At 38.6% G+C, this 25202-nt stretch carries 31 protein-coding genes and 1 pseudogene; 31 read left to right on the top strand and 1 reads right to left on the bottom strand.

Annotated elements, in window-relative coordinates; all coding sequences use genetic code 11:
- Positions 1-29 precede the first annotated feature (29 nt).
- From xseB to BM086_RS17225, 27 genes are all read left to right on the top strand, one after another.
- Positions 30-266, top strand: a complete 237-nt coding sequence (gene xseB / locus BM086_RS17355) for an exodeoxyribonuclease VII small subunit (RefSeq protein WP_092330114.1) — start codon at positions 30-32, stop codon at positions 264-266.
- A 2-nt stretch (positions 267-268) separates the two neighbouring features.
- The gene (locus tag BM086_RS17350; protein WP_092330111.1) at positions 269-1207 is read left to right on the top strand and encodes a polyprenyl synthetase family protein; all 939 of its coding nucleotides are present in this window, start codon (positions 269-271) and stop codon (positions 1205-1207) included.
- A 45-nt stretch (positions 1208-1252) separates the two neighbouring features.
- Complete coding sequence (gene dxs, locus BM086_RS17345) at positions 1253-3106, top strand: 1-deoxy-D-xylulose-5-phosphate synthase (RefSeq protein WP_092330110.1); 1854 nt, start codon at positions 1253-1255, stop codon at positions 3104-3106.
- A gap of 11 nt (positions 3107-3117) precedes the next feature.
- Positions 3118-4020, top strand: coding sequence for a TlyA family RNA methyltransferase (locus BM086_RS17340; protein WP_092330109.1), 903 nt, complete (start codon positions 3118-3120; stop codon positions 4018-4020).
- 2 nt (positions 4021-4022) lie between these two features.
- Positions 4023-4871 carry an NAD(+)/NADH kinase gene (locus tag BM086_RS17335; RefSeq protein ID WP_092330108.1) on the top strand — a complete coding sequence of 283 codons (849 nt, stop codon included), beginning with the start codon at positions 4023-4025 and terminating at the stop codon, positions 4869-4871.
- Positions 4872-4902: 31 nt separating this feature from the next.
- The gene (locus BM086_RS17330) at positions 4903-5352 is read left to right on the top strand and encodes an arginine repressor (protein WP_092330104.1); all 450 of its coding nucleotides are present in this window, start codon (positions 4903-4905) and stop codon (positions 5350-5352) included.
- A gap of 44 nt (positions 5353-5396) precedes the next feature.
- Entirely contained in the window at positions 5397-7088 is a 1692-nt protein-coding gene (gene recN, locus BM086_RS17325; protein ID WP_092330103.1) for a DNA repair protein RecN, read from the top strand.
- A 25-nt stretch (positions 7089-7113) separates the two neighbouring features.
- Positions 7114-7767, top strand: a complete 654-nt coding sequence (locus BM086_RS17320; protein ID WP_092330089.1) for a DUF1836 domain-containing protein — start codon at positions 7114-7116, stop codon at positions 7765-7767.
- A 16-nt stretch (positions 7768-7783) separates the two neighbouring features.
- Complete coding sequence (locus BM086_RS17315; RefSeq protein WP_092330086.1) at positions 7784-10291, top strand: ATP-dependent helicase; 2508 nt, start codon at positions 7784-7786, stop codon at positions 10289-10291.
- 171 nt (positions 10292-10462) lie between these two features.
- Positions 10463-10729: a DUF4366 domain-containing protein gene (locus BM086_RS17310; protein WP_092330082.1), complete on the top strand. Its 267-nt coding sequence runs from the start codon at positions 10463-10465 to the stop codon at positions 10727-10729.
- A gap of 18 nt (positions 10730-10747) precedes the next feature.
- Positions 10748-12148 carry a 23S rRNA (uracil(1939)-C(5))-methyltransferase RlmD gene (gene rlmD, locus BM086_RS17305; protein ID WP_092330079.1) on the top strand — a complete coding sequence of 467 codons (1401 nt, stop codon included), beginning with the start codon at positions 10748-10750 and terminating at the stop codon, positions 12146-12148.
- Positions 12149-12433: 285 nt separating this feature from the next.
- The gene (locus tag BM086_RS17300; protein WP_175560350.1) at positions 12434-13132 is read left to right on the top strand and encodes a replication initiator protein A; all 699 of its coding nucleotides are present in this window, start codon (positions 12434-12436) and stop codon (positions 13130-13132) included.
- 115 nt (positions 13133-13247) lie between these two features.
- The gene (locus BM086_RS17295) at positions 13248-13532 is read left to right on the top strand and encodes a resolvase (RefSeq protein WP_035789293.1); all 285 of its coding nucleotides are present in this window, start codon (positions 13248-13250) and stop codon (positions 13530-13532) included.
- Entirely contained in the window at positions 13522-14061 is a 540-nt protein-coding gene (locus BM086_RS17290; RefSeq protein WP_207651002.1) for a metallophosphoesterase, read from the top strand. The genes BM086_RS17295 and BM086_RS17290 overlap by 11 nt, the downstream gene beginning before the upstream one ends.
- 155 nt (positions 14062-14216) lie before the next feature.
- Positions 14217-14822, top strand: coding sequence for a DUF6088 family protein (locus tag BM086_RS17285; RefSeq protein ID WP_092330069.1), 606 nt, complete (start codon positions 14217-14219; stop codon positions 14820-14822).
- A complete protein-coding gene (locus BM086_RS17280; protein ID WP_092330066.1) occupies positions 14819-15814 on the top strand; it encodes a nucleotidyl transferase AbiEii/AbiGii toxin family protein in 996 nt (331 codons plus the stop codon). Before BM086_RS17285 ends, BM086_RS17280 begins: the two co-directional genes overlap by 4 nt.
- Before the next feature lie 18 nt (positions 15815-15832).
- Positions 15833-16039: a hypothetical protein gene (locus BM086_RS17275; RefSeq protein WP_092330062.1), complete on the top strand. Its 207-nt coding sequence runs from the start codon at positions 15833-15835 to the stop codon at positions 16037-16039.
- Between the two features lie 595 nt (positions 16040-16634).
- Complete coding sequence (locus tag BM086_RS17270) at positions 16635-17453, top strand: class I SAM-dependent methyltransferase (protein ID WP_175560349.1); 819 nt, start codon at positions 16635-16637, stop codon at positions 17451-17453.
- A 442-nt stretch (positions 17454-17895) separates the two neighbouring features.
- Positions 17896-18891 carry a ribosome small subunit-dependent GTPase A gene (gene rsgA, locus BM086_RS17265; protein ID WP_092330059.1) on the top strand — a complete coding sequence of 332 codons (996 nt, stop codon included), beginning with the start codon at positions 17896-17898 and terminating at the stop codon, positions 18889-18891.
- Between the two features lie 4 nt (positions 18892-18895).
- Positions 18896-19240 carry a hypothetical protein gene (locus tag BM086_RS17260; protein WP_141107777.1) on the top strand — a complete coding sequence of 115 codons (345 nt, stop codon included), beginning with the start codon at positions 18896-18898 and terminating at the stop codon, positions 19238-19240.
- Between the two features lie 139 nt (positions 19241-19379).
- Positions 19380-19883 carry a GNAT family N-acetyltransferase gene (locus BM086_RS17255; protein WP_092330056.1) on the top strand — a complete coding sequence of 168 codons (504 nt, stop codon included), beginning with the start codon at positions 19380-19382 and terminating at the stop codon, positions 19881-19883.
- A 265-nt stretch (positions 19884-20148) separates the two neighbouring features.
- Positions 20149-20424 carry a pyroglutamyl-peptidase I family protein gene (locus tag BM086_RS17250; protein ID WP_175560348.1) on the top strand — a complete coding sequence of 92 codons (276 nt, stop codon included), beginning with the start codon at positions 20149-20151 and terminating at the stop codon, positions 20422-20424.
- 4 nt (positions 20425-20428) lie between these two features.
- Positions 20429-20869, top strand: coding sequence for a GNAT family N-acetyltransferase (locus tag BM086_RS17245; RefSeq protein WP_092330042.1), 441 nt, complete (start codon positions 20429-20431; stop codon positions 20867-20869).
- Positions 20870-20946: 77 nt separating this feature from the next.
- Positions 20947-21438, top strand: a complete 492-nt coding sequence (locus BM086_RS17240; RefSeq protein ID WP_092330040.1) for an NAD(+) diphosphatase — start codon at positions 20947-20949, stop codon at positions 21436-21438.
- 31 nt (positions 21439-21469) lie between these two features.
- Positions 21470-21976 carry a 2'-5' RNA ligase family protein gene (locus BM086_RS17235; protein ID WP_092330037.1) on the top strand — a complete coding sequence of 169 codons (507 nt, stop codon included), beginning with the start codon at positions 21470-21472 and terminating at the stop codon, positions 21974-21976.
- A 25-nt stretch (positions 21977-22001) separates the two neighbouring features.
- Positions 22002-22409 carry an HIT family protein gene (locus BM086_RS17230; protein WP_092330036.1) on the top strand — a complete coding sequence of 136 codons (408 nt, stop codon included), beginning with the start codon at positions 22002-22004 and terminating at the stop codon, positions 22407-22409.
- Positions 22410-22931, top strand: coding sequence for a GNAT family N-acetyltransferase (locus BM086_RS17225; RefSeq protein ID WP_092330035.1), 522 nt, complete (start codon positions 22410-22412; stop codon positions 22929-22931).
- A gap of 217 nt (positions 22932-23148) precedes the next feature.
- Here BM086_RS17225 and BM086_RS17220 read toward each other — a convergent pair whose 3' ends face one another.
- Positions 23149-23388 (bottom strand): hypothetical protein, encoded by a 240-nt coding sequence (locus BM086_RS17220; protein WP_175560347.1) that lies wholly within the window; start codon positions 23386-23388, stop codon positions 23149-23151.
- A gap of 212 nt (positions 23389-23600) precedes the next feature.
- Between BM086_RS17220 and BM086_RS17215 the strand changes: the two genes are divergently transcribed.
- The 4 genes and pseudogenes from BM086_RS17215 to BM086_RS20630 all read left to right on the top strand — a co-directional run.
- On the top strand, positions 23601-23921 hold the full coding sequence (locus BM086_RS17215; RefSeq protein ID WP_141107776.1) for a primase-like DNA-binding domain-containing protein: 321 nt from the start codon (positions 23601-23603) through the stop codon (positions 23919-23921).
- 188 nt (positions 23922-24109) lie between these two features.
- On the top strand, positions 24110-24382 hold the full coding sequence (locus BM086_RS17210; RefSeq protein WP_092330027.1) for a resolvase: 273 nt from the start codon (positions 24110-24112) through the stop codon (positions 24380-24382).
- Between the two features lie 41 nt (positions 24383-24423).
- Complete coding sequence (locus BM086_RS17205; RefSeq protein WP_092330024.1) at positions 24424-24978, top strand: hypothetical protein; 555 nt, start codon at positions 24424-24426, stop codon at positions 24976-24978.
- Between the two features lie 99 nt (positions 24979-25077).
- Positions 25078-25146 (top strand): annotated as a pseudogene (locus BM086_RS20630) (IS607-like element ISCbo10 family transposase); the annotation flags it as partial.
- Between the last annotated feature and the right edge of the window lie 56 nt (positions 25147-25202).

Raw genomic sequence — 25202 nt, 5'->3', positions numbered from 1 at the left:
ATATCATATTATTCATTGGAGATTATTTAATGGCTGCAAGAAAAAAACAACAGCAAGACGAAGAAAAGATATCCATTGAAGAGGCTTTCGCCCTTATTGAGGCCAAGATAGAGGCACTGGAAGATGAAGGGATTACTCTTGAGGATTCTTTTAAGGAATATCAGGAGGGAATGAAACTTTTGAAATACTGCCATGATGAGATTGATAAGGTTGAACAAAAGGTTCAGATGATTGCTGAGAATGGCACTTTGGAGGATTTTGAGTAACCATGAGTGATGATTTTAAAACAGTTCTTATTGACAAAGCTGCTCATGTGGAGGCTTTGCTTAAAGCTTTTTTACCTAAGGAAGAAGGCTACGCAAAGCAGGTTTTGGAAGCAATGAATTATAGTCTTATGGCAGGTGGGAAAAGGTTAAGGCCAGTCATGATGCTTGAATCATATAAGCTTTTTGCGGGAGAAGATGCAGATGAAGCTGTAGTGGCTCCATTTGCTGTGGCAATGGAAATGATCCACACCTATTCTCTCGTACATGATGACCTTCCAGCTATGGATAACGATGAGTACAGGCGCGGGCGCAAAACCACGCACGCAGTTTATGGAGCCGGGATGGCAACTCTTGCGGGAGACGGTCTTTTGAATCTGGCATATGAGACTGCCCTCGAAGGTGCCATTAAGGGAAAAAAGCTCTCTGCGTATGATGGAGAGTGTGATGACCGTTATCTTGCCGCGTTGAAGATTCTGGCGAATAAAGCCGGAGTTAATGGCATGGTGGGCGGACAGTGCGCTGACATCATGGCAGAGAATACAGATTTAGATGACAACAAGTCCAAAGAGGTGCTTGCATATATAGATGAGAACAAGACAGGGGCTCTGATTGAGGCAAGCCTTATGATAGGAGCTATTCTCGGTGGAGCTGGTCTTGAGAAAGTAGCTTCTATAGAGAAGGCTGGAAGTAATGTCGGTATTGCTTTCCAGATACAGGATGACATACTTGATATCGTAAGCACAATGGAAGAGCTTGGTAAGCCTATAGGCTCAGACTTAAAGAACGGAAAGAGCACTTACGTAAGTCTCTATGGAATGGACGAAGCCAGGGAAAAGGTAAAAGAACTGTCGGAAGAAGCTTCAGAAATACTTGAGAGCCTTGGATTTAAGAATTCTTTTTTAGACAGACTTTTTGACTACCTGATTTATAGAAAAAATTGATTGCGGAAGGCAATTGTTAGTAACAGCAGAAGGGGAGGCGTGAAAATGCTTCTTGATCAGATTAATAAAACCGGGGATATCAAGGATATTCCTAAATCCCAGTATCCTGAACTTGCGCAGGAAATAAGGGATTTTCTTATAAAAAATCTTTCAGTGACAGGCGGGCATTTAGCTTCAAATCTTGGAACAGTTGAGCTTACAATGGCTCTTCATGTTGCTCTTGATCTGCCTGAAGATAAGATTATATGGGATGTTGGACACCAGTGTTATACGCATAAAATTCTGACCGGGAGAAAGTATCGATTTGACACGCTTCGCCAATATGGTGGATTAAGTGGTTTTCCGAAAAGAAGTGAATCAAACACGGATTGTTTTGATACAGGACATAGTTCAACGTCTATTTCAGCAGGTCTTGGAATGGTTAAAGCAAGAGACCTTATGGGTGAAGACTATACAGTAGTCTCAGTCATAGGAGATGGTTCCCTTACAGGCGGTCTTGCTTATGAGGCTTTAAATAATGCCGCCAAGCTTGAAACTAATTTTATCATTATTTTAAATGACAACGAGATGTCAATTTCCGAGAGTGTAGGCGGAATGAGGAAATATCTCAATAATGTCCGCACAGCAGAGGGATATCTTACTCTTAAGGAAGACGTTTATGCACAGCTTAAGGATTCAAGTCCTAAGGTGGTAAGCAGCATAAGAAAAGCCAAGAATAGTTTTAAGCAGCTCTTTATTCCGGGAATGGTATTTGAAAATCTCGGTATCACCTATCTTGGCCCGGTTGATGGTCATAATACTACTGAACTTATTAGAACCATCAAGGAAGCCAAAAAGGTTAAAAAGGCAGTCATGATTCATGTTATGACCAAAAAGGGTAAAGGGTATGAACCCGCAGAGAGACATCCTGCGCGTTTTCATGGTACAGAGCCTTTCCTTGTTGAAAACGGACTTCCAAGTAAGCCAAGAACAACAGCTAATTATCAGGATATTTTCAGTACCGTTATGTGCAAACTTGGCGCACGAAATAAAAAAGTTGTTGCCATCACAGCCGCTATGGCAGACGGAACCGGTCTGAAAAGATTTCGCAATATGTATCCGGACAGATTTGTGGATGCCGGAATAGCTGAGGAACATGCAGTATCTTTTGCTGCAGGTATGGCAATAGGCGGCTATAAGCCTGTATTTGCAGTGTATTCTTCATTTTTACAAAGGGCATATGACCAGATTTTAGAAGATGTATGTCTTCAGAATCTGCCTGTTGTATTTGCTATAGACAGGGCAGGACTTGTGGGAAGTGACGGAGAAACTCATCAGGGAATATTTGACCTGTCATATCTTTCAAGTATGCCGAACATGCATATCATGGCGCCTAAGAACAAATGGGAACTATCAGATATGCTCAAGTTTGCAGTGGATATGAATGGCCCGTCTGCAGTGAGATATCCAAGAGGGAATGCGTATGATGGACTTAAAGAGTTCAGAGCTCCTATTGTTATGGGCAAATGTGAATCAATCTATGAGGAAAAAGATGTTTGTCTTCTTGCAGTGGGCAGCATGGTTCGAATAGCTGAGAAAACCCGCGAAATTCTTAAGGATAATGGAATTAAGTGTTCACTTGTTAATGTCAGATTCGTAAAGCCTATGGATACTGAATACATTCATATGGCAAGTAAAACGCACAGACTTTTTGTTACCATGGAAGAGAATGTTGCTATAGGTGGCTATGGCGACAGAGTCAGAAATTATATAGATGAAAATAGGATTGATGCTACAGTTTTACAGATAGCAATCCCGGATAAGTTTGTTACTCATGGAAGTGTTGATAAATTGTTAAAAGAACTTAGGATGGATGCTGATTCTGTTGCTGAGAGGATCATGGAAGAGATAAAGAAATAAAGGAACATATTATGGCAAAAGAAAAAGAGAGGCTTGATGTTCTCTTAGTAAACAGAGGACTTGCTTCTTCAAGAGAAAAAGCTAAAACCCTCATAATGGCAGGGGACGTATTTGTAAATGGACAAAGAGAAGATAAACCTGGGACTACTTTTGAGGAAGCCAAGATAGTTAATCTCGAAGTCAGGGGAGATTCACTTCCTTATGTGAGCCGTGGCGGTTTAAAGCTTGAGAAGGCCGTTAATAATTTTGGCTTTTCTTTAAAAGACAAGGTTTGTATGGATATTGGAGCTTCTACCGGAGGATTTACTGACTGCATGCTTCAGAATGGCGCAGTTAAGGTTTATTCGGTGGATGTCGGACATGGGCAGCTTGATTGGAAACTCAGAAGTGATGACAGAGTTGTCTGCATGGAGAAAACAAACTTCAGATATATGGTCAGAGACGATATTGCTGATGACTTGGATTTTGCTTCCTGTGATGTTTCTTTTATATCACTTACAAAGATTTTGCTTCCTGCAAGGAAACTTCTCAAGGACGGAGGCGAAATGGTCTGTCTTATCAAGCCTCAATTTGAAGCAGGCAAAGATAAAGTAGGTAAAAAAGGTGTAGTAAGGGAACCTAAGGTGCATGAGGAAGTAGTTCACAGAATAGTGGATTTTGTCCATCTGGCAGGTTTTGATGTTTTACATCTTGATTATTCACCGATAAAGGGACCGGAAGGAAATATTGAATACCTTGTACATATAAGAAAAAATCCGGATATGAATGAGAGGGTTTCTGATCTTACTGAAGCAGAGGGTGAAAAAACTTTGAAGGCGATAACGGAAAGTGGGGAAGGCTATTCACATGAGCCGGAGATGGAGCAGCTTATTTCAGATACTGTTGCGAGAGCTCATGGAAGTCTTGATAAGTGATTATGGATCATTTTTGTATTGTTACTAACAGGAGTAAGGATAAGGATTTGTCCATGACCACGCATATCATGGAATATCTTAAGATGCATGGAAAACAGTGCGTGGTTGCAGATAGTATATCTGCCAATTCTGTAAAATATGATATTGCAAGAGATTATGTGAGTGAGATTCCCAAGGATTCAGAATGCTGTATTGTTCTTGGCGGAGATGGCACAATGCTTCAGGCTGCAAGGAGCGCAGCATATATGGATATTCCGCTTCTTGGCGTGAATCTTGGGACTTTGGGGTATCTTGCAGAAGTAGAAAAAACAGGTGTCGATGAAGCATTAAATAGGCTCATCGAAGGAAACTTTGATACTGAAGACAGAATGATGCTTTATGGTGAGACGGGCGACAAACATGATTTTGCGCTGAACGATATCGTTATAACGAGGCAGTCATCGTTTCAGACCATAAATTTTGATATATATATAAACGGTCTTTTTCTGTGTAATTATCATGCAGATGGAATCGTAATATCAACGCCGACCGGTTCTACCGGATACAGCCTGTCTGCAGGAGGACCGATTGTTGAACCTTCTGCAAATATGATTCTGATAACTCCGATCTGTCCGCATACGCTTAATACCAGAAGCATGGTATTATCTGATGCTACCAGAATATCCCTTGTTATAAGGGAAGGAAGAGATGACAGTATACAAGAGGTTGTTGCATATTTTGACGGAAGCGGAAGAATTGACCTTAAGACGGGCGACAGGGTTGAAATAGAAAAATCGAACAAGACCACGAAGATAATTAAGCTCAACAGAGTGAGCTTTTTAGAGGTATTAGGAAAAAAATTCGATAAATAATAATGAGTGTTCGCATGAGGGTGAACTGAAAATGAAAAAAAACAGACATGACAAAATAATTGAAATCATTGCCAGACATGAGGTTGAGACTCAGGAGCAGCTTGCGGGTTATTTAAAAGCCGAAGGATATGATGTTACTCAGGCTACAGTTTCAAGAGATATAAGACAGATGAAACTTACCAAGCAGGTAACGGAAGATGGCAGACAAAAATACGTTTATTCTACTGCTGATAAAGATGCTATGCAGGATAAATATGTCAGCGTGTTAAAGGCCGGCTACGTAAGCATGGATATCGCTCAGAATATTTTGGTAATGAAGACGGTTTCCGGTATGGCAATGGCTTTGGCTGCAGCAATTGATGCCATTGACCTTCCGGAAGTTGTTGGCTGTATTGCAGGTGATGACACTATCATGATGGCCATTAAGACTAATGATGATGCGGCAAAGGTTATGAAAAAGTTTAGGGAAATGATGACTTGATGAGTCGAGGCGGGGTTCTCATTTTGACAGAAAGATGAGGAATTATGTTATACAGTTTACACGTTAAAAATCTAGCGCTTATCAAAGAGCAGGAGATTGAATTTACTAAAGGACTTAATATCTTAACAGGAGAAACCGGCGCGGGAAAGTCGGTAATCATCGGTTCAGTTAATCTGGCGCTAGGTGCAAAAGCCGATGCAGGGCTAATCAGAACCGGAGAAGAATATGCACTTGTTGAACTATCCTTTGGCCTTGAAAATGACAGCCAAAGGAAGTTTTTTGCTGATATGGATATTCCTGTGGAAGAGGATGGAACAGTTGTCATCCAGAGAAAGATAATGCAGGGAAGAAGCGTTTCAAAGGTCTGCGGTGAGACGGTTACTACCAAACAGCTTAAAGATATCTCAAATGTGCTGATAAATATCCATGGTCAGAATGACCATCAGGAGCTTCTTCACAAGAACAAACATCTTGAGATTCTTGATGAGTATTGCATAAATGAACTAAAAGACCTTCCGGATAAGCTTAAAAAGAATCTGGAAAAATTAAATGATATACAGAAAAAACTTGATGAGACTTCCATAGATGAGAATTCACGATTGCGTGAGCAGGAACTTCTGGAATTTGAAGTAAATGAGATTGCAGAAGCTGAGCTGGTTTTAGGTGAAGATGAGAAACTGGAAGCTTCTTATCACAAAATGGTCAACAGCCGTAAAATCTCAGAGGCAGCAGGAATGGCTTATTCTCTGATCGGTGCTGGAGAATCGGATGAGAATGCCTCAGATATGATAGGAAGGGCTGTAAGAGAATTGTCATCGGTTTCAGGCTACGACAAGGAACTTGAAGACCTTCTGTCACAGCTGTCTGATGTGGAGAATCTTCTTACTGATTTCAATCATTCACTTTCTAACTATATTGATGAGCTTGAATTTGATGACGAAGAGTTCCAGACGGTTGAAGACAGATTAAATACTATAAATCATCTTAAGGATAAATATGGTGGCAGCGTAGAGTCTGTGCTTGCTGAACTTGATAAGAAGCAGGCAAGGCTTGATACCCTCTCAGACCTCGATGCTCATAGGAACATATTATTACATGAGCTTTCTGAGCAGAAAGAGGTTGTTTTAAATCTTTGCAAAAAAATCTCAGATATAAGGAAAAAAGGTTCAAAAGGACTTACTGACAAATTGACGAAGGCACTTGTTGATCTGAATTTCCTTGATGTGAAGTTTGGAATAGGGATTGGCACTGATGAGAATAACATTACTTCGAAGGGATATGACAGCGTAGAATTTATGATTTCCACAAATCCCGGAGAGAAGCTAAGACCACTTGAAAAGATAGCAAGTGGTGGTGAATTATCAAGAATAATGCTTGCGCTTAAGACCGTTGTTGCAGATAAAGATGATATAAGCACACTTATTTTTGACGAGATTGATACAGGAATCAGCGGTAAGACTGCCTGGCAGGTATCCAAGAAACTGGGCGAGCTTTCAGCAAATCATCAGATAATCTGCATTACACATCTTCCACAGATAGCAGCAATGGCAGATTCGCATTTTATGATTGAAAAAGGCCTTTCTGATGGAAGAACTGTTACAAGTATTTATTCTCTTTCTGAGGATGCTTCTACCAAAGAATTGGCACGACTCCTTGGTGGGGAAGAAATTACGGATGCAACTATAAAAAATGCGGTTGAGATGAGACAGATGGCAAGAGATAATAAGGTAAAGTAATGTCAATTAAAGGGGACGTAATTCGATGACGATTGATAATGATGATCTTTTAAACAGCATAATAGCTTCTCTTGGGAGAATTGATACGATCTCCGTGGAAGAAATGCCGAATATCGATCTATATATGGATCAGCTTACGACATTTATGGATGAAAGATTAAAGAAAAGCACTCGTCATCCGGAGTCAGATAAGATACTTACTAAAACCATGATAAATAATTATGCCAAGAATAATCTTTTGCCGCCTCCGGTGAGGAAGAAGTATTCCAAAGATCATCTGATTCTGCTTATCTTTATATATTATTTAAAGAATGTTCTGTCTATAAATGATATTCAGACATTGATAGAACCATTGAAAAAAAGGTTTCTTATCAGTGATGATGAGCTGAATCTTTCCAAGATATATAAAGCGGCATATGAGCTTCAGGGAGATGGCTTGGAACCAATCATAGAAGATTTAAAATATAAATTTGATAAGGCAGCACAGACTTTTGATGATGAAAATTTAAGTGATGATGAAAAGAAAAAAATGCAGATTTTTTCTTTCATTATTCAGCTGTCATATGACGTATATGTAAAAAAACTTTTGATAGAAAAGATTCTCGACAATATAACTGAGGAAGAAAAAAAGGCAAAAGAATCAGGCAAGGGAAAAGAGAAACAAAAGGAAAAGAAATAAAAGGATATAAGCTTTAATGGGAATTTACGATACACTTAATACACAACAGAAAAAAGCGGTATTACAGACTGACGGCCCTGTTCTAATATTGGCAGGCGCCGGTTCAGGAAAAACAAGAGTGCTTACTCACAGAGTTGCGTATCTTATTGATGAATGTAATGTTAATCCGTGGAACATCATGGCAATCACTTTTACCAACAAGGCAGCAGGCGAGATGCGAGAGCGTGTTGATAAAATCGTTGGTTTTGGCGCTGAGAGCATTTGGGTTTCGACCTTTCATTCAAGTTGTGTAAGAATACTCAGAAGATATGCTGATAAGCTGGGATTTGGCAATAATTTTACTATATATGATACAGATGATTCCAAAGCAGTAATGAAGGATATCTGTAAAAAATATCAGCTTGAGACCACTCAGCTTAAGCTTAAGCAGATTATGGGAACCATCTCCAAATGTAAGGATAATCTGGTGGATCCCAATGAATATGCGCTTGCTACTCAGAATGACTTTATAAAGGTTAAGATTTCCAAGGCATACACAGAATACCAGAATGCGCTCAAAAAGAGCAATGCAATGGACTTTGATGACCTTATCATGAAGACTGTTGAGCTTTTTAGATCAGAACCTGAGGTGCTTACCTATTACCAGGAAAGATTCAAATACATCATGGTGGATGAGTACCAGGATACAAATAATGCACAGTTTGAACTTATAAGATTGCTTGCGGATCGCTATAGAAACCTATGCGTAGTGGGCGACGATGATCAGAGTATTTACAGATTCAGAGGCGCTAATATCAGGAATATTCTTGATTTTGAGAAGGTATACCCCGATGCGACTGTGATAAAGCTTGAGCAGAATTATAGGTCAACACAGCAGATTCTTGATGCCGCAAATGCCGTTATCCAGCATAATAGCGGAAGAAAAGATAAGGCTCTTTGGACGGATGAAAAAGAAGGCGAAAAAGTCCGTTTAAAACAGCTCGATACAGCTTTTGATGAGGCTAAATTCATAGCCACTGATATTGGAAAACTTAAACGCAGCGGCAAACTGACTTATGATGAGACAGCAGTTCTTTATAGAACCAATGCTCAGTCACGACTTATAGAAGAGCAGTTTGTTCGCGAAGGAATACCCTACGATATAGTTGGCGGCACTAACTTCTATTCAAGGCGAGAGATAAAAGATCTTTTAGCATATCTCAAAACTATTGATAATGGGCAGGACGATGTTGCTGTAAAAAGAATCATCAATGTGCCCAAGCGTGGAATTGGTCTTACTACGCTTGATTATGTGCAGAACTATGCTGATGAGCGCAATATCAGTTTTTACGACGCATTATGTGAGGCAGATCAGATCATGTCTGTAAGCCGAAGCGCAGGCAAATTGAAAGATTTTGTTTCAATGATACGCGCTTTCAGGACCAAGATGAAAACATATTCTCTTGAAGAACTTCTGAAGGATGTTATAGATGTAGTTGGATATATGGATTATCTTAAAACTCTGGATGATGAAGATGACAGCGGAGATAATGACAGAGCGCAGAACGTCGACGAACTTATATCCAAGATTGCTGCGTATGAAGAAAACAACGAAGAAGAAAATCCTACACTGTCAGGATTTTTGGAAGAGGTAGCACTGGTTGCCGATATAGATAAAATAGGCGGTGATAACGAAAAAGTTCTTCTTATGACACTGCATAGCGCAAAGGGACTTGAGTTTGAGCATGTCTATCTGGCAGGTATGGAAGAAAGTATTTTCCCAAGCTATATGACGTTGCAGTTTGAAGATTCTGATCCGGAAGGAATAGAAGAGGAAAGAAGACTTGCATACGTTGGAATAACAAGAGCCAAGAAATGTCTTACGCTTACAGCTGCAAAGCGCAGAATGGTCAGGGGCGAGACCATGTATAATGCTCTTAGCCGCTTCGTCAAGGAAATACCTGATGAAATGTTGGATAAAGATAAGGGTTATGATGGGCCAGCATTTCTTTATGATGATGACGACAGCATTGATGAATATGAAGGCGTTGAAAGATTTTATTCAAAGGGAAAATCTGCTTACAGTAATGACTACAGGAAGGGTGATTATGGCAGTACATCTTCTGAAAATGGCGGTTTTGGAATAAAATCTTCGTATATCAATGGCGTTAAAAAGACTTCCGCCGGAAAATCATCTGTTTCAGGCAGTGGTGACAGGTCAGGTCTTGCCGGCACTTATAGAATAAAGGCAACACCGAAACCTGCAAAACCTGTAAAAAGAGCTCAGCCTGCTGACAAACCTTACATAGCAGGTGTGGCAAAGACTCATACCAAAGGGAGCCTGACTGGTATTTCCAAGGGAATGCCTGTAAAGATGGGAAAACCTGATTATGATGCCGGAGACAGAGTATCTCATATTAAATACGGCGTCGGAACAGTTACTGCGCTGGAAGAGGGGGAACGAGACTATAAAGTCACGGTTCAGTTTGATAACTGTGGTCAGAAAATCATGTATGCTGCTTTTGCAAAGCTTAAGAAAATCTAAGGGAAACGGGGAAATAAGCATTTCCTTAAATTATTTATTCATATATGATATACTTATTTTGTAGTATGCTATAGCAAGCGGCAAGGGGGAATTCATAGTTGCGTTTGCTATAAAATCAGCTTTGAATGCTTGATGCATTTGATAAACATTTTTTATGAGAAAGGGGTTACCATGGAAGTTAAATCAAAGATTGATGACATTATTGAAATGACACGTATTAATGAACTACTCGACAAAAGAGAAGCAGCTAATGCTAAGAAGCCTTCCAACGTGATCCTTTGGGCTTTGGCTGTACTTGGCTCTATCTCAGCAGTAGCAATCATCGCATATCTGGTGTATAGATATATGACACCTGCATTTGAGGATGATTACTACGACGATGACTTCGACGATTTCGATGATGATTTTGATGACGAAGACTTCGAAAAAGACAATTAAAGAAAGATAAGATTTATTGTGAAGAAAAAAGATATTATTGAAGGAATTGTAAAAAGGGTTGAATTCCCAAATAAGGGAATAGTAGAAACTGAAGAGGGAAAGGTAGTTGTAAAAGGCGCTCTTCCTGATCAGAAGGTTTCTATTCAGATCCAAAAAGTAAGAAAAGACAGAGCAGAGGGCAGACTCCTTGAAGTATTGGAGGAACCCTCTGATTCTATTGAAAGTCCTTGCATTCATTTTGGTAAATGCGGTGGATGCAGCTACCTTACTATGCCCTATGTCAAGGAACTGGGACTTAAAGAACAGCAGGTAAGAGCACTTCTTAAACCTGCAATGGACAGGCAGGAAGAACGTTTTACCTGGGAAGGCATCAAGACCAGTCCTGTCAGATTTTCCTATAGAAATAAAATGGAATTTACATTCGGCGATGAAGTTATGGGTGGACCTCTATGTCTTGGAATGCACAAAAAAGGTAGCTTCTATGACATTGTTACCGTAAGTGGCTGCAGAATAGTAGATGATGACTATAAGGCAATCTTATCTGCTACACTTGATTATTTTTCACCTATGTATGATAAAAAAGAAATCTCTTTTTATCATAGAATGAAGCAGGTGGGATATCTAAGACACCTTCTTGTAAGAAAAGCAGTCAGGACCGGAGATATATTGGTTGATCTTATAACAACCACTCAGGAAGAGCATGACTTATCAGGATTTAAAGATACTCTTTTATCACTGACACTTGATGGCAGAATTGCCGGAATACTTCATACGAAAAATGATTCACTTGCAGATGCTGTTATAGATGAAGGAACAGAAATACTCTATGGTCAGGATTTCTTTTATGAACATCTTCTGGGATTGAAATTCAGGATTACTCCTTTTTCTTTCTTCCAGACCAACAGCCTTAGCGCGGAAGTGTTGTATCAGACAGTAAGAAGCTATATCAGAAGTCTCTATGATCAGAAAAAAATAAATAAGGACGGAATCATCTATGACCTTTATTCAGGGACTGGCACAATTGCCCAGCTCCTTGCCCCTGTAGCTGAAAAGGTCATTGGTGTTGAGATAGTTGAAGAAGCAGTTGAAGCAGCAAGGGAAAATGCCAAATTAAACCATTTGGACAACTGCGAATTTATAGCAGGCGATGTTCTTAAGGTACTTGATGATATTGAGGAAAAACCGGATCTCATTATTCTTGATCCACCTCGCGATGGCATAAACCCTAAGGCTTTGAGCAAGATAATTGATTATGGCGTAAAGTATATGATCTATGTATCCTGTAAGCCTACATCACTTGCAAGAGATCTTGAGATATTACAGAGTAATGGCTATGCCATGACCCGTGCAGTAGCAGTAGATCAGTTCCCATGGACGAGCCATGTGGAGACGGTAGTGTTGCTCACAAGAGTGAACTAATAGAAATCCTTGAATTTACGTACTTTTTCGAGCATTTCACGTTTGATAAGACTGATTATTCTGAGCGTGGAAAGCACATGAAAAAGTATATTCGGGTAGTTGTAGCTGTCGAACTCGTGACAGTAGGTGCAAAAATAGAGCCTACGTCGTGACAGTAGTGCGCTACTTGAATATGTCTGATATAAACAAAATAAGAATCGTCGGAAGACGCTTAACTTACAGCATTTCCTGTGGGTTAGGCGTCTTTTTTTGTTTTATTCCAAATCTAAGAAAGGAGGAACGCTAGTGGATTTTGATTATTTTTATGGTAGAGGGGCAGATCAATTTGCTTTTTATCAGATTCCTAAGATTTTGATTACGGATGAAAAATTTGCAGGAATAACGATGGAATCTAAAATTCTCTACTCCTTAATGCTGGACAGAGCATCTCTTTCAGCAAAAAATGGATGGCTTGATGAAGATGGCAAAGTGTTTATTTATTACAAATTGGATCGGATTATGGCAGATATGCATTGTGCTAATCAGAAAGCAACGAAGATGCTAAAAGAGCTGGAAGATAAAGCCGGTTTAATAGAAAGACAAAAGCAAGGTCAGGGTAAGCCAACAAAAATTTATGTAAAGGACTTTGCTACCGGATTGCATGACTATGGGCCTGACAGAAGAATAATTCAGACTCATGAAAATCATGATTCTGAGACTAATGAAAATCATGAATCTAGAAATGTGATAATCACAGGTCCGGACTCATGGAAATCATGCACTAATAATACTAATTACAACAACACTGATTTTAATAATACCAATCTAATCAATCTATCGGCGGAATCAGCATCTCCGAAGATAAAGGTGGTAAAGGCACAGGAAAAGGAGGATTCGATAAGATTACGAGAACAATACGAGGATTATCTTAGAGAAAAGCTGGAAATAGACATATTGTCTCAAAGGAATCCTTACGAAGTCAGAAGGATTAATGAAATTCTTTAAATAATAAACTGCCTGTTAATAAGAATAGATTCATGGAGGGGGTCAATATTAAATTGACACTCTCTTTTTGAATAGCTATAATTGTGTCATAAAAATTTTGGCACAGGAGGTAAATATGATAACCACTTTGGAAGATGCTCTGAAAAGGATCAGTGAACTGGAAGTGGAAAATGCTAATCTGAAAGCTGAGCTTGAGGAATACAGAGGTCGTAAGTTTGCTGGCAGACAGAAACATGATGCAGCTTGGACGCAGTCATATAATGACTTTGCTGTCAAATTTGAAAGTGGCATGACAATCATGGAGATTGTAGCAGAAGGCAAGATAAGCAGGAGAACTGCATATCGTTACAAGGCTTATTATGATGCTTTACGTCAGAGGGAGTTAGAGGATTGCCAATGATATATTTACAAGTGATTTACATCTGGGGCATAGAGGCATCATAACCATGCAGAACAGACCTTTTGAATCTGTAGAAGATATGAACCGGATACTACTTACAAACTACAATGCAGTTGTCGGTAAGGATGATACTGTCTATATTCTAGGAGATATTTGCCACCATATGAGTGTCGATGAAGTCAACAGTGTTATAGCTAGAATGAAGGGCAAGAAGTATCTGATAAATGGGAATCATGATAAAAAATATGATCCAGCATTATTTGAAGACATAAAAGATTTCATGACGGTTTCACTTAATGGAAGATATTTCGCACTTATGCATTATCCTATGCTGTCATGGCCCAAGAAAAACAGCGGAAGTATTCAGCTACATGGGCACATACATGCGAGAATGGATTATAACGAGCAGAACAGGAACGAAGGTGTGCTCAGGTATGATGTCGGAGTGGATGCAAATAACTTTTATCCTGTGTCGGTGAAACAGATTATTAAGTTCTCTGGCAGTTGTTCAGAAATTCCGAATAACTGAATTGAAGTATGTTTTTTCTATTATTGTCACGATTTTTATGTAATAAACGTGATAATTCGTCAGATAAACTATACAACTTATCTGGCGAAAATAGTGAGAAATCTTGCAAATTCGTCAGATAAACTATATAATTTATCTGACGAAAGGAATGTAAGATGAGAGAAAAATATCAGATTGAAATAGAAAAAAGAATAGAGAATTTCGGCTCTGGTTATGCTTTTTCGGCTATAGATTTTATTGATATTGCTGGAACAGATCCTACCAACAAGGCATTATCGAGGCTTGGTGAATCTGGAACAATCAGGCGGGTCATAAAGGGAATATATGACAAGCCGTCTTACAGTAAGTTATTAGGAGAGTATAGTGCTCCTAATATTGAGAAAGTAGCAGAAGCTATTGCTAGAAAATATAACTGGACTATTGCTCCTTCAGGAGAGACGGCTTTAAATTTTCTGCATTTATCTACACAGGTACCTAATACCTGGAGTTATATAAGTGATGGCCCATATCGTAAATATGAAATTGGTTCGTATCAGGTTGAGTTTAAGCATTGTGCCAATAAGGAAATATCTGGTAAAAGTTTCATTACGATAGCTGTCATTCAGGCAATTAAGTATATAGGTAAAGATAAAATACAGCAGGAAGATACAGAAAGATTATCAAATGTGCTGTCAAAGGCGTATAAGGAAATTATACTTTGTGAGGCAATAACTACGACAGCGTGGATATATAAAGTAATAAAGGAGATATGTATTAGGTGAGAAATGTATCATTACTCAGTAAAGAGGACAGGGAGGTCCTTTTTTCTCGTACAGCAGAGAAAATGAAAATGCATCCTTCTATTGTTGAAAAGGATTTTTGGGTGTGTTTTATGCTGGACCATCTATTTCATGATTATATATATAAGGATGCGTTTGTATTTAAGGGAGGAACAAGTCTTTCAAAGTCCTACCATGTTATAGAGCGATTTTCCGAAGATATCGACCTAATATTGGATTGGAGAAAACTGACAGACAATACTAATCCTTGGGATGAGAGATCAAAGACAAAACAGGACCAGTATAACAAGGAAATAAATGCTCATGCGGCTTTATTCTATAGTGAAGAACTGGTTCCAACTTTAAATAAAGAATTAGCATTAAAACTTGGCAAGGGAGATTGGATGGAAGTTGATACCAATGATCCTATGGTTGTGAATTTTAAATATCCAAGAGATTTTTCTATGGATTATTTAGTGCCTGTAGTCAGATTAGAGATAGGACCACTGGCTGAATGGATGCCATCTCATTTAACCAGAGTTGAGCCTTTTGTAGCAACAGAGTATCCGAATGCTTTTGAACAGAAAACAACAGATATTCTGACAATAGATGTTGAGCGAACCTTCTGGGAGAAACTTACAATACTTCATAAGATGGCTAATTTTCCGCAAGGAAAGGTTCTGCCTAGAAGATATGCAAGGCACTTATATGATGTTTATAGTATGGCAAATAGCTGGGTGAAAGAATCTGCCTTTGCTCGTAAGGAATTACTGCAGAAAGACGTTGTATTCAAGCAGAAGTTTTATTATGCCAAGAGTGCGCATTATGAAACAGCGACACTCAAAGAAATTAAGCTGATTCCTGCGGATTATATTATGGAAGAAGTAAGAGCGGATTATTCAGCTATGAAGAATATGATCTATGGTGTCTATCCTGATTTCGATAGCATATTGAACTGCCTTAATGAATTGGAAGATGAGATTCACGACCTGTAGGATTGGAGACTTATTACTATGACTGATACTAATGGCGACTTTGTAAAAGAAATCCGTTCAGAACTCATCAAAGTGGGATATTCTGGGCAGGAGCTGCAAAAAGAACTTGAGAGCAGACAGGCGAAAGTAAGGCCTGCAGTTGAGAAAATGCTGGATGATGCTCACAAGATGGCAACTGGGGAGGCTAAACCAATGTCTTATGATGAAGTCTTCGGTGGGGAGTAACGTTTGGGAAACATAAATCCCTACGCACTGCATAAATCTTTAATGCAAACGAGGGCAGAATCTGGCTTTGTACATACTTAGGGGACGGATACATCCGTATGTACAAAGGGAAGATGTATCCTGTACAATAAATAGCAGAAAAATGCATTTGCCTAGTGTTTTTAACACCCATAATTTCTATGTTCCTCAACGGGGTATACAGTACTAGTCCGTATATGTACATGCAAACATAGATGATTACGCATGTTGAGACGGTATGCTTATTGTCCAAACTCAAGGACGCTAAGCAGCATGTGGAGATTGAAGTATCTAGGGATGACTTGAATAATTAATAATTGACAGGTTATTGAGGTAGCTATATTATTACTATCAATATAATCAATTTAGGAGCACATATGGACCAGCGCTATATGTATAACTACATGGAGATGATGTATAGACATATTCGCTTATAGCTAGGATTATTACACAGCTGTAAGCCAATAGGTCTTATCTGTCTGTGTAGATTTTTCTTATGATGATATTTGAAAAGCACACCAGGCAGATTTGAATCTTACTGATGTGCTTTTTTGTGCATGAAAAGGAGAATATGAGTATGGGACTGGAAGGAAAGGAACTGGAAGAACTGTATTTGAGGCAGTACTCAGGTGCTGTTGAAGAGAATCGTTTATTTTACACAAAAGCTAATGAAACTGAATTCATATTAACAAAGCATTATATTCACAAATACCTAAAGCCTGGCGCAAAGGTTTTAGATGTTGGCGCTGGATGCGGTGTATATACGAAGGCTTTGGCAGATGAAGAATTTAATGTTGATGCTATTGATTTACATCCAGACAACGTTTCAAGGATGAAAGAATTATTTCGGGATAGACAAAATATAAATGTATTTCAAGGCAATGCATTGGATTTGCGTGACTTTTCAGATGATACCTATGATCTTGTACTGGAGCTTGGTCCAATTTACCATCTTGAAAATGTTCAGGAGAGAGTTGCTGCGATAAAAGAAGCCGTGCGTGTGGCAAGGAAGGGTGCACCAATATTTGTGGCTTTTGTCCTTCAGGATGCTCCTCTTATAGAGTATATTTTCCAAAGTGAAAATCCTGCGGAAGAAATAAATGAAATAGGATATGAAAGAGATACAGCGTTTGTTACGGATAATACCGGATCTTCAATTCTTCTGCATACTATAGCTTCAATTGACGAACTGACAGATAAGGTGCTGACGACTTTACCTGTATCAAAAGGCCCAAGATTCGCTCAGGATGGTTTGTCACAGGTTATCAGAGAAGCTGTAAATAATATGTCCGAAGACTCATATACTGAATGGATTCAGTACTTAATAGCAACAGCTGAAAGGCCTGATCTTATGGGCTATTCCAATCATGTTGTTCAAATATTTATAAAGAATTGATATAGAGGGAGAAAATTATGAGCATCAAGTTACAGAAGGCAAACAGAGAAGATATTATTATAAATGACATTGACTGTGAATGGTAACGGTTCTTCCTGACTCATATATTGACTAAAAACCGTATTTTTGTTAGACTTAATAAGAGTTAAAAATCTAAAAGAAAGCGAGGTAATCATAATAATGAGTGCAATAAGAATGATGATTGTAACCACATATCCTATGAAGACCTCGGTTTGTGCCCTTTAATTTTCCTGGGACATTAATTTATGTATTCTAAGCCGTGGCGTATTTGTCACGGCTTTTCTTATGTGAAAAACCAGCCATTTTCAATGCCTGTTCCGGCACAAAATCCCACACCGGGTCTCCATATGGATTCTTGAATCATCTTTTTGGATAACTTTGAACACGTAAATGATTTGGAAAAAATGGAGAAAAAGCAGAAATGAATAATATTACAAACACATTTAGCAAAGGCAGGATTTCAGAAGTAAGAAAAAACAGCTACAAGATTCTTTTTGAAAGAAAAGAAATTGAGGCAAAACTTAAGGGGAGTTTTTATGAGGAGGACGCAGAAAAACTTCCTGTGGTGGGGGATTTTGTTGAGTTTATTTATAACCCTATTGGGGATTCAACAATAGCTACCGTCTGCGAGAGAAAAAGCTTTTTGGAAAGGCCGGATCAGGCCAAAACCGGAGTCATGCAGTATATGGTGGCCAATGTAGATTATACATTCATTGTCACTTCGTTAAACGAGGACTACAGCTACAACAGAATAGCCAGATACGCCAGCGTGGTGCTGCAGGGCGGTTCTGTGCCTGTGGTGATCCTCACAAAGGCTGACCTTTGTAACAACATAGGTCGCTATATCAGAGAGGTTGAGTCAATATCGGATAAGGCAAGAGTTCATGCGGTCTCTGCGCTGTATGACATCGGCATGGAGGAATTGAAACCCTACTTTGAACCGGGCAACACCATATGCCTTCTGGGCTCCTCAGGTGCAGGGAAATCAACCCTTGTAAATGCCATCGCAGGAAAAGAGGTAATGGAGACAAATGAGGTAAGGCAGTCCGATTCAACAGGAAAGCACACCACAACCCACAGGCAGCTTATTGTTCTTGAAAACGGCGTTTCTATCATCGATACCCCAGGTATGCGTGAGATTGGAATGGCAAAAATGGATGAGGGAATCGACAGCACTTTTTCGGATATCCTTGAACTTGAGAAATGCTGCAGATTCAGTGACTGCAAGCATGATACTGAGCCGGGCTGCGCAATAAAAGCAGCTATAGAATCAGGAGAGCTGTCTTTGGAGAGATATGAACTATACAAGAATCTTGGAAGTGAGAACAGGAGAAACTATGCTAAAAAGAAGGAAATCTCCAAGTGGAGAAACGCTGTAAAACGAAATAAAAACAGAAATACAGCTGAGTATAATTGACAGCATGAAATATTTAACAAAAACAAACACATATTCTATATTAGAGACGGTTGTGCTTTTGTCCCAACAAAAACCAGACGAGCATATCCGCATAAAGATTGACTTTGATGAGCTCGATGAAACCAGTGCAGAAACAAAAGCTACGTATGATAAGATTAGAGACTGGGTTGGGGAAAATTACCAGCTTCACGTAACTAACCTTAATATCGCTCAGGTAAAAAGAAAGAACGGTATAGAGTTACGTGAAAATTATAATAAGCCAAAGTCAGATGATAGTAGACAACCGGGAATTACACCAGAGAAAGAGAAGGCTATCACAGAAGCGCTTAGGCATTTTAAGATGATTTGACGAAAGAGAGGCATTCTTTTATAGAGTGCCTCTTAAATTTTGCTCGGGAATACTTGATTGTAGCTATTGTGTATGTTGGAAAGCCCTGCTATGCTATGATTATTTAGTGCGCGATTTATAATGGTGAAAGGTGAGCAGTATGGAACTTCGAAAGATTAACTTACAAGATGTAGAAGCACAGTGGGAGTATACAACGAATTTACCGGAAGACGAGAATGGTTTAACCAATTCTTATCATGGAGTTTCTTTTGATGAGTATAAAGAAAAAGTTCTTCCTAAGCAGATTTCTCATGAAAACCCGGTTGATATGCCTGACTGGTTTGTACCTGAAACCTATTACTACTTATGGGATGAAGATAAACTAATTGGTGAGTTTAGGATAAGACATCACCTTACCGACGCTCTTCGTGAAGGCGCGGGTCACATAGGATATAGCATTTCAAAGGAGTATCGTGGCAAGGGATATGGAACGGAAGGGCTTAGATTAACTCTTTTAAAGGCAAAAGAGATCGTGCCTGAAGATGAAATCTACCTGCGCGTCAACAAGAATAATATCGCATCCCAAAAGGTAATGCTAAATAACGGAGCCTATAAGGTTGGCGAAGATGATGAGCATTTATTTATGAGGATTTTGAAAAGATAAGATTTGAAATGCCATGGATTGTTGAGTTTGATGCTGATAAAAAATGTGTTGAGATAAATAAATACAATGTAAGGAAAATAGCTAGCGGTGAATAATACGTTATTTTTGGGATTTAAGGGAAAAAATAATACTTCTTGCATGCTAGCTGAGCAGTTATCTCCTAAGCATCTGCTTCTTACTAATTCTTTTACCGGGCTGAAAAAAAGATATTGATTCTATAAGTGGTGAATATAATCAAATTGTAATGTTTGGTGTAGATAAGGAATTGAGCACAGCGGTAAGAATTGAAAGAGTTTCAGCCAAGAATGGTATCAAGTTTTTTTCAAAACTAGATTTGGAGAAGTTTGCAGAAGCCATAAACTGTGCAGGTATTCCAACCATCATATCGGAGAAACCAACGGCGTATCTTTGTAACGAAGCATATTGGAATATTCTAGAGAAGTTTAATGGAAGAGCTGTTTTTATACATGTACCAACGATAAAGCATGTTGATGAGAGCTTTGCTCAGACCATGAAGAAGGCAAAATTAACGGAGATTTGAATAAATGAAATACAGGGAAATGACGGTAGATGACCTTCAGTATGTAGTTGAGAAAAACATTGAATACTACAATACTGTTGAAGAGTGCTGTTGGACATATGAAAAAGCATATAAGAGAATTCATCAGGTCTTAACGATGGAAGACTCTATGTGCATGATCCAAACAGATCAGGATGATAATATAACCGGATATCTTATGGGATATTTTAAGGAATATGATGATATACGAGGCTATTTTCTCGAGGAAATAGTGATATTTGTGGGGCATCAGGGAAAGGGCTATGGAACAGATTTTCTAAAGCATTTAGAAAAAGTAGTTAATGAGAATAATGCCTCAATAATAGAACTGAACAGCGTAAACGATGATAGACACATAAATTTTTATAGTAATTTAGGTTTCTACCCTGTAAGTAATTTTGTGATGATGGGGAAGTTTATGGAATGAAGGAAATTATAAAGGAGTATGACAAAAATGATAATAATTAAAGAATCAACATACGATGACATCAGGAGGAATTTGGAATGCAGTTTAAATACTGTGCTGAATGTGGCCATAAAGTAGAAGATATCAAGCTTGGAGATGATGATTGTAAAATATGCCCTTCTTGTAAAAGAATTTACGGTAGAAATCCCTTGCCGGTCGTTGAAGTGCTTGTAGTCAATGAGTACAATGATATTCTTCTTCTTAAGCAAAATTATATCTCGGAAGACAAATGGACCGTGGTTTCAGGATATATGGTAGAGGGTGAGACCATTGAGGAAGCTGTCGCCAGAGAGGTAAAAGAGGAAACAGGCCAGACGGTAACCAGATGCCAGTATGTATCCAGCTACTATTTTGAGCCAAAGCAGCTTATTATGATAGGGTTTATAGCTTATGTAAACAAGAGCGAGTTCGTGAATTCAGTTGAAGTGGATGACCTCAAATGGTACAAGCTTGATGATGTTGAACCGGTGATTGCCAGAGTAAATAATTGCTCAGGAATGCATTTTGATAAATGCAAGCAGTTTTTGTGAAAAATAGATTGGAACATGTATAAGGATAAAAATGTTAAGAACAATAATGATATTTCCACAATTTTCAAATATAGAAATCATAAACGAAATCCGGGATCGGTACGATCCTTTAGCAAAGCTTGTTCGTCCTCATATCACTATTGTATTTCCTTTTGAATCGGAAATGACTAATGATGAATTAGCGGAGAAACTGACAAGAAGCTTAAAGGATGTAGGCCCTTTTGAACTTGTATTACACGGCTTTAGCAAAACAGATGATAATTATCTCTTTCTGAATATAGAAAAGGGGCAAGATATCATAAAAACTGTTCATGATGAGCTGTATTCGAGCCACTTTAAGGACTATGATCTTGGACTATCCTACATTCCTCATATGACTGTAGGCAAACTTGATAACAGGCAAGAGCTAGACAATGCCTATGAATACGTTAAGACTATTGACGATTGCTTTCAAACTACAGTAAGAAAGATTTCTGTAGAGATGATAGGTGAGCATGAGGAATCGATCATAGCGTTTGAGATAATGCTTGATCAATAAATCCAGTTTATGAAGGAGATAGAAAATGGAAGACTGCATTTTTTGTAAGATAGCTTCTGGTGAAATACAGGGGCTAAGAATATATGAGAACGATGAAACGCTAGCATTTATGGATATAGCAAAGGATGTCGATGGTCATATCCTGGTTATTCCTAAGAAACACTGTAAGAACATTTTGGATTGTGATGCAGATACGCTTTCTGCCGTTGCGCAGACCGTAAAAACGGTTTCCAATCATCTGGCAGATCATTGTGGATATGACGGTATTAACTTGCTTAATGCCAGTGACGAAAGTGCCGGACAGTCTGTACCTCATTTCCATATTCACATAATCCCCAGAAAAAGAGATGATGGAATAGATGCGTGGCCAAAATTTGAAGGGGCGAAGGAAGATATTCAAGCTGTATTCGACAAGGTAAGGGTTAAGGGATAAATGAGACTATATTTGGCAAAGCCTGATTTGGTATATTTTGATCAGTTCAACGAGATGATGAAAGAATGGTGTGATAGCGGAACACAGATTGCGCCATGGTTTTTGGATAAGCCCTTTGACTCCACAGAAGAATTCGAAAAGTATATAAGAATGCTTGATAACTGCGAGCATGGAATCGTCGATGAAAGGTTCAGTGCTACAACTTCGTTTTTTGTAATCGATGAGAGCGGAAGATTAGTAGGGGCAGCGAGTTTAAGACATTATTTGACATTTGAAGGCTTAAATACTTGGGGACATATCGGATATGGAATCCGTCCATGTGAGCGAAGAAAAGGATATGCAACTGAAGTACTTAAGATGGTGCTTGAAGAGGCAAAAGCAAAGAAAATTTACAAAGTATTACTTGGGGTTCACGAAAGCAATACTGCTTCATGGAAAACCATAGAAAAATGCGGTGGGATACTAGAAAACACAGTTACTATAGATGGTGATGATGAGCCGATTCGCAGGTATTGGATATAATCATTGATTTATAAGCATTGGGTAGGGGAAAATATGATTGATTTTTCAACGATTGCTGAAAAATTCGAGTCTATCTTCGAAGTTCCAATGAAGGACGAATAGATGTATGGGTTAATTTTTAAAATTCCGGCTTGTTTAGAATAATGACAAAATATTAGTAAAACTGGCCTCTATCCAGTTCATTGTGGGATAAAGGCCGATTATTTTTGTTATGAAATTACTTGTGTTTCTTCTTGTTTTTCTTAGAATTTATTGCTTGCTTATAGTGCTTGGATCTTCTTAATGTGTCAGCGTAAGCATTTATAGACTGTATGGATTGAGAAGCTATTCCGTCAACAAAAATCTCTGTATCTGCCATGAACTTTCTAAACTCAGGATGACAGATCATTTCTCCAAGCAACCTGTTATTAATCACACCACTTTTCAGAAGTTCAATAACGTCATCAGTTAAGTTCAAGTCTGCAATTTCATTATGTGCATAATTGCGGGTCTCAGTTTTATCAAAAAGATAGTCCAGTGATACAGAATAATATTCAGCCAATATTACCAGGGCATAATGAGGTATGCCCTTATTTTCATCATTCTCTATCTGCTACAGTGGTATCTGTGGCGGTATCTTTATCACTCTTGTGCTGCTTTCGGATATCTTTAACTATAAGTGACCGGACAGTGAAGAACCAGGCTGAGATGCGAAGAGATGAGGATAGCATCATGGATTTCTTTGAATCAGATGGCTATATAGTCTTTGATGAAAATGCGATTACTACCACAAAATACCTATATGAAGCATATAGGCGCTGGGGTGAAGATAACCTTGTGAAGATTCGTTCAGAAAGCTCTTTTTCAAAGGAAGTAAGACAGAGAGCGGATAAGCTGGGAATCACCTATATGAAAAATGCTTCCATTGAAGGTAAATCGACCCAAGGATACAAAGGAATCTATGCAAAGCATATCATGATTATGTTGTTGATGCCATGGGAATACAAATAATTATTGAGGTAGTGGAAGTACCATATGAAGAAGAAATGATGAAAAACTATTGTTATCAGGCATATTCAGGCAACAAGAACAAAGCTGCATGATTTAGTTAAAGTGTCGCAGAGTGTCAATGAGAAATTGACACTCTGTGCACATGATATTATAATTGTGCCATAAAACATTTGGCATAGGAGGCGTTTATGATAACCACTTTGGAAGAAGCTTATAAGAGAATAGCTGAACTGGAAGATGAAAATGCAAAGCTGAAGGCTGAACTGGAAGAATACAGGGGACGTAAGTTTGCCGGCAGACAGAAACATGATGCTATCTGGATGGAATCATATAACGATTTTGTGATCAAGTTTGAGAGTGGAATGACAATCATGGAGATTGTTGCTGAAGGCAGGATAAGCAGAAGAACTGCTTATCGATACAAGGCTTATTATAATGAGCTTTGTAAATTAAAGAAATAGAAGGGAGTCCAGGGCGGAATCAAAGCTCTGGAAAATGTAGTATGGAAAAAGAAAGTAATTCAAGAAATGTTTCAGTAATCAAGGATGCGTTGGGACATAATGTTGTTATGATAAATGACATCATTTTTCGTGGAAAGCGGGGAATAAAATGGGGGGATGTTGAAGAATATCTCAGACAGTATGTTGGCGAGTTTTACACAATAGCAGAAACTAATGAGGTTGTATATATTGGAACAGATCTTCCAGACGAGTATACGCATTCTGAATATACCAATATTCTAAAGGGAGCAAATGAAAAAGCCAAGGCTAATGCAGCACAAGGCTTGCCGGAACTAATAAATACAGCTACAAACATGGTGCATACTGATAATTCCAAGACAAAGCATAAGCAGGATGCAAAATATGGCTGGTATAAATATGAATCACGGTTTGCACTACCTGTGTTTGCTGAAAATGGAGAGGTAGAAAGATATAACGTTTTTCATGTGGCGATGATATTGCGACACGCAAAGGATGGGAAAAAGTATCTTTATGACATTATGAACATAAAAAAAGAAACGAGCGACCTTTTCCAGTCCGAAGACCTTACTCAGTAAAAAACCCATTTCTTAAGTCATATAATAAGGGGACTTAAGGGGATTGTCAATGATATTTTTTGAAAGGATGCAAGTATGGCAAAGAACAAGAAAACAAACTGTTACATCTATGCAAGAGTATCAACACCAAAGCAGAAAAAGGATCTTGAAAATCAAGTGCAGCTACTATAGAACTTCTGTTTTCAGAATGGCTATATAATCAATGGAGTCTATCAGGACGTTGC

Origin of the sequence: Butyrivibrio sp. YAB3001 (assembly GCF_900112195.1) — a bacterium.
Lineage (GTDB): Bacteria > Bacillota > Clostridia > Lachnospirales > Lachnospiraceae > Butyrivibrio.
Note: the sequence above shows the minus strand (reverse complement) of the source record. Positions and strands in the feature narration are given on the sequence as shown.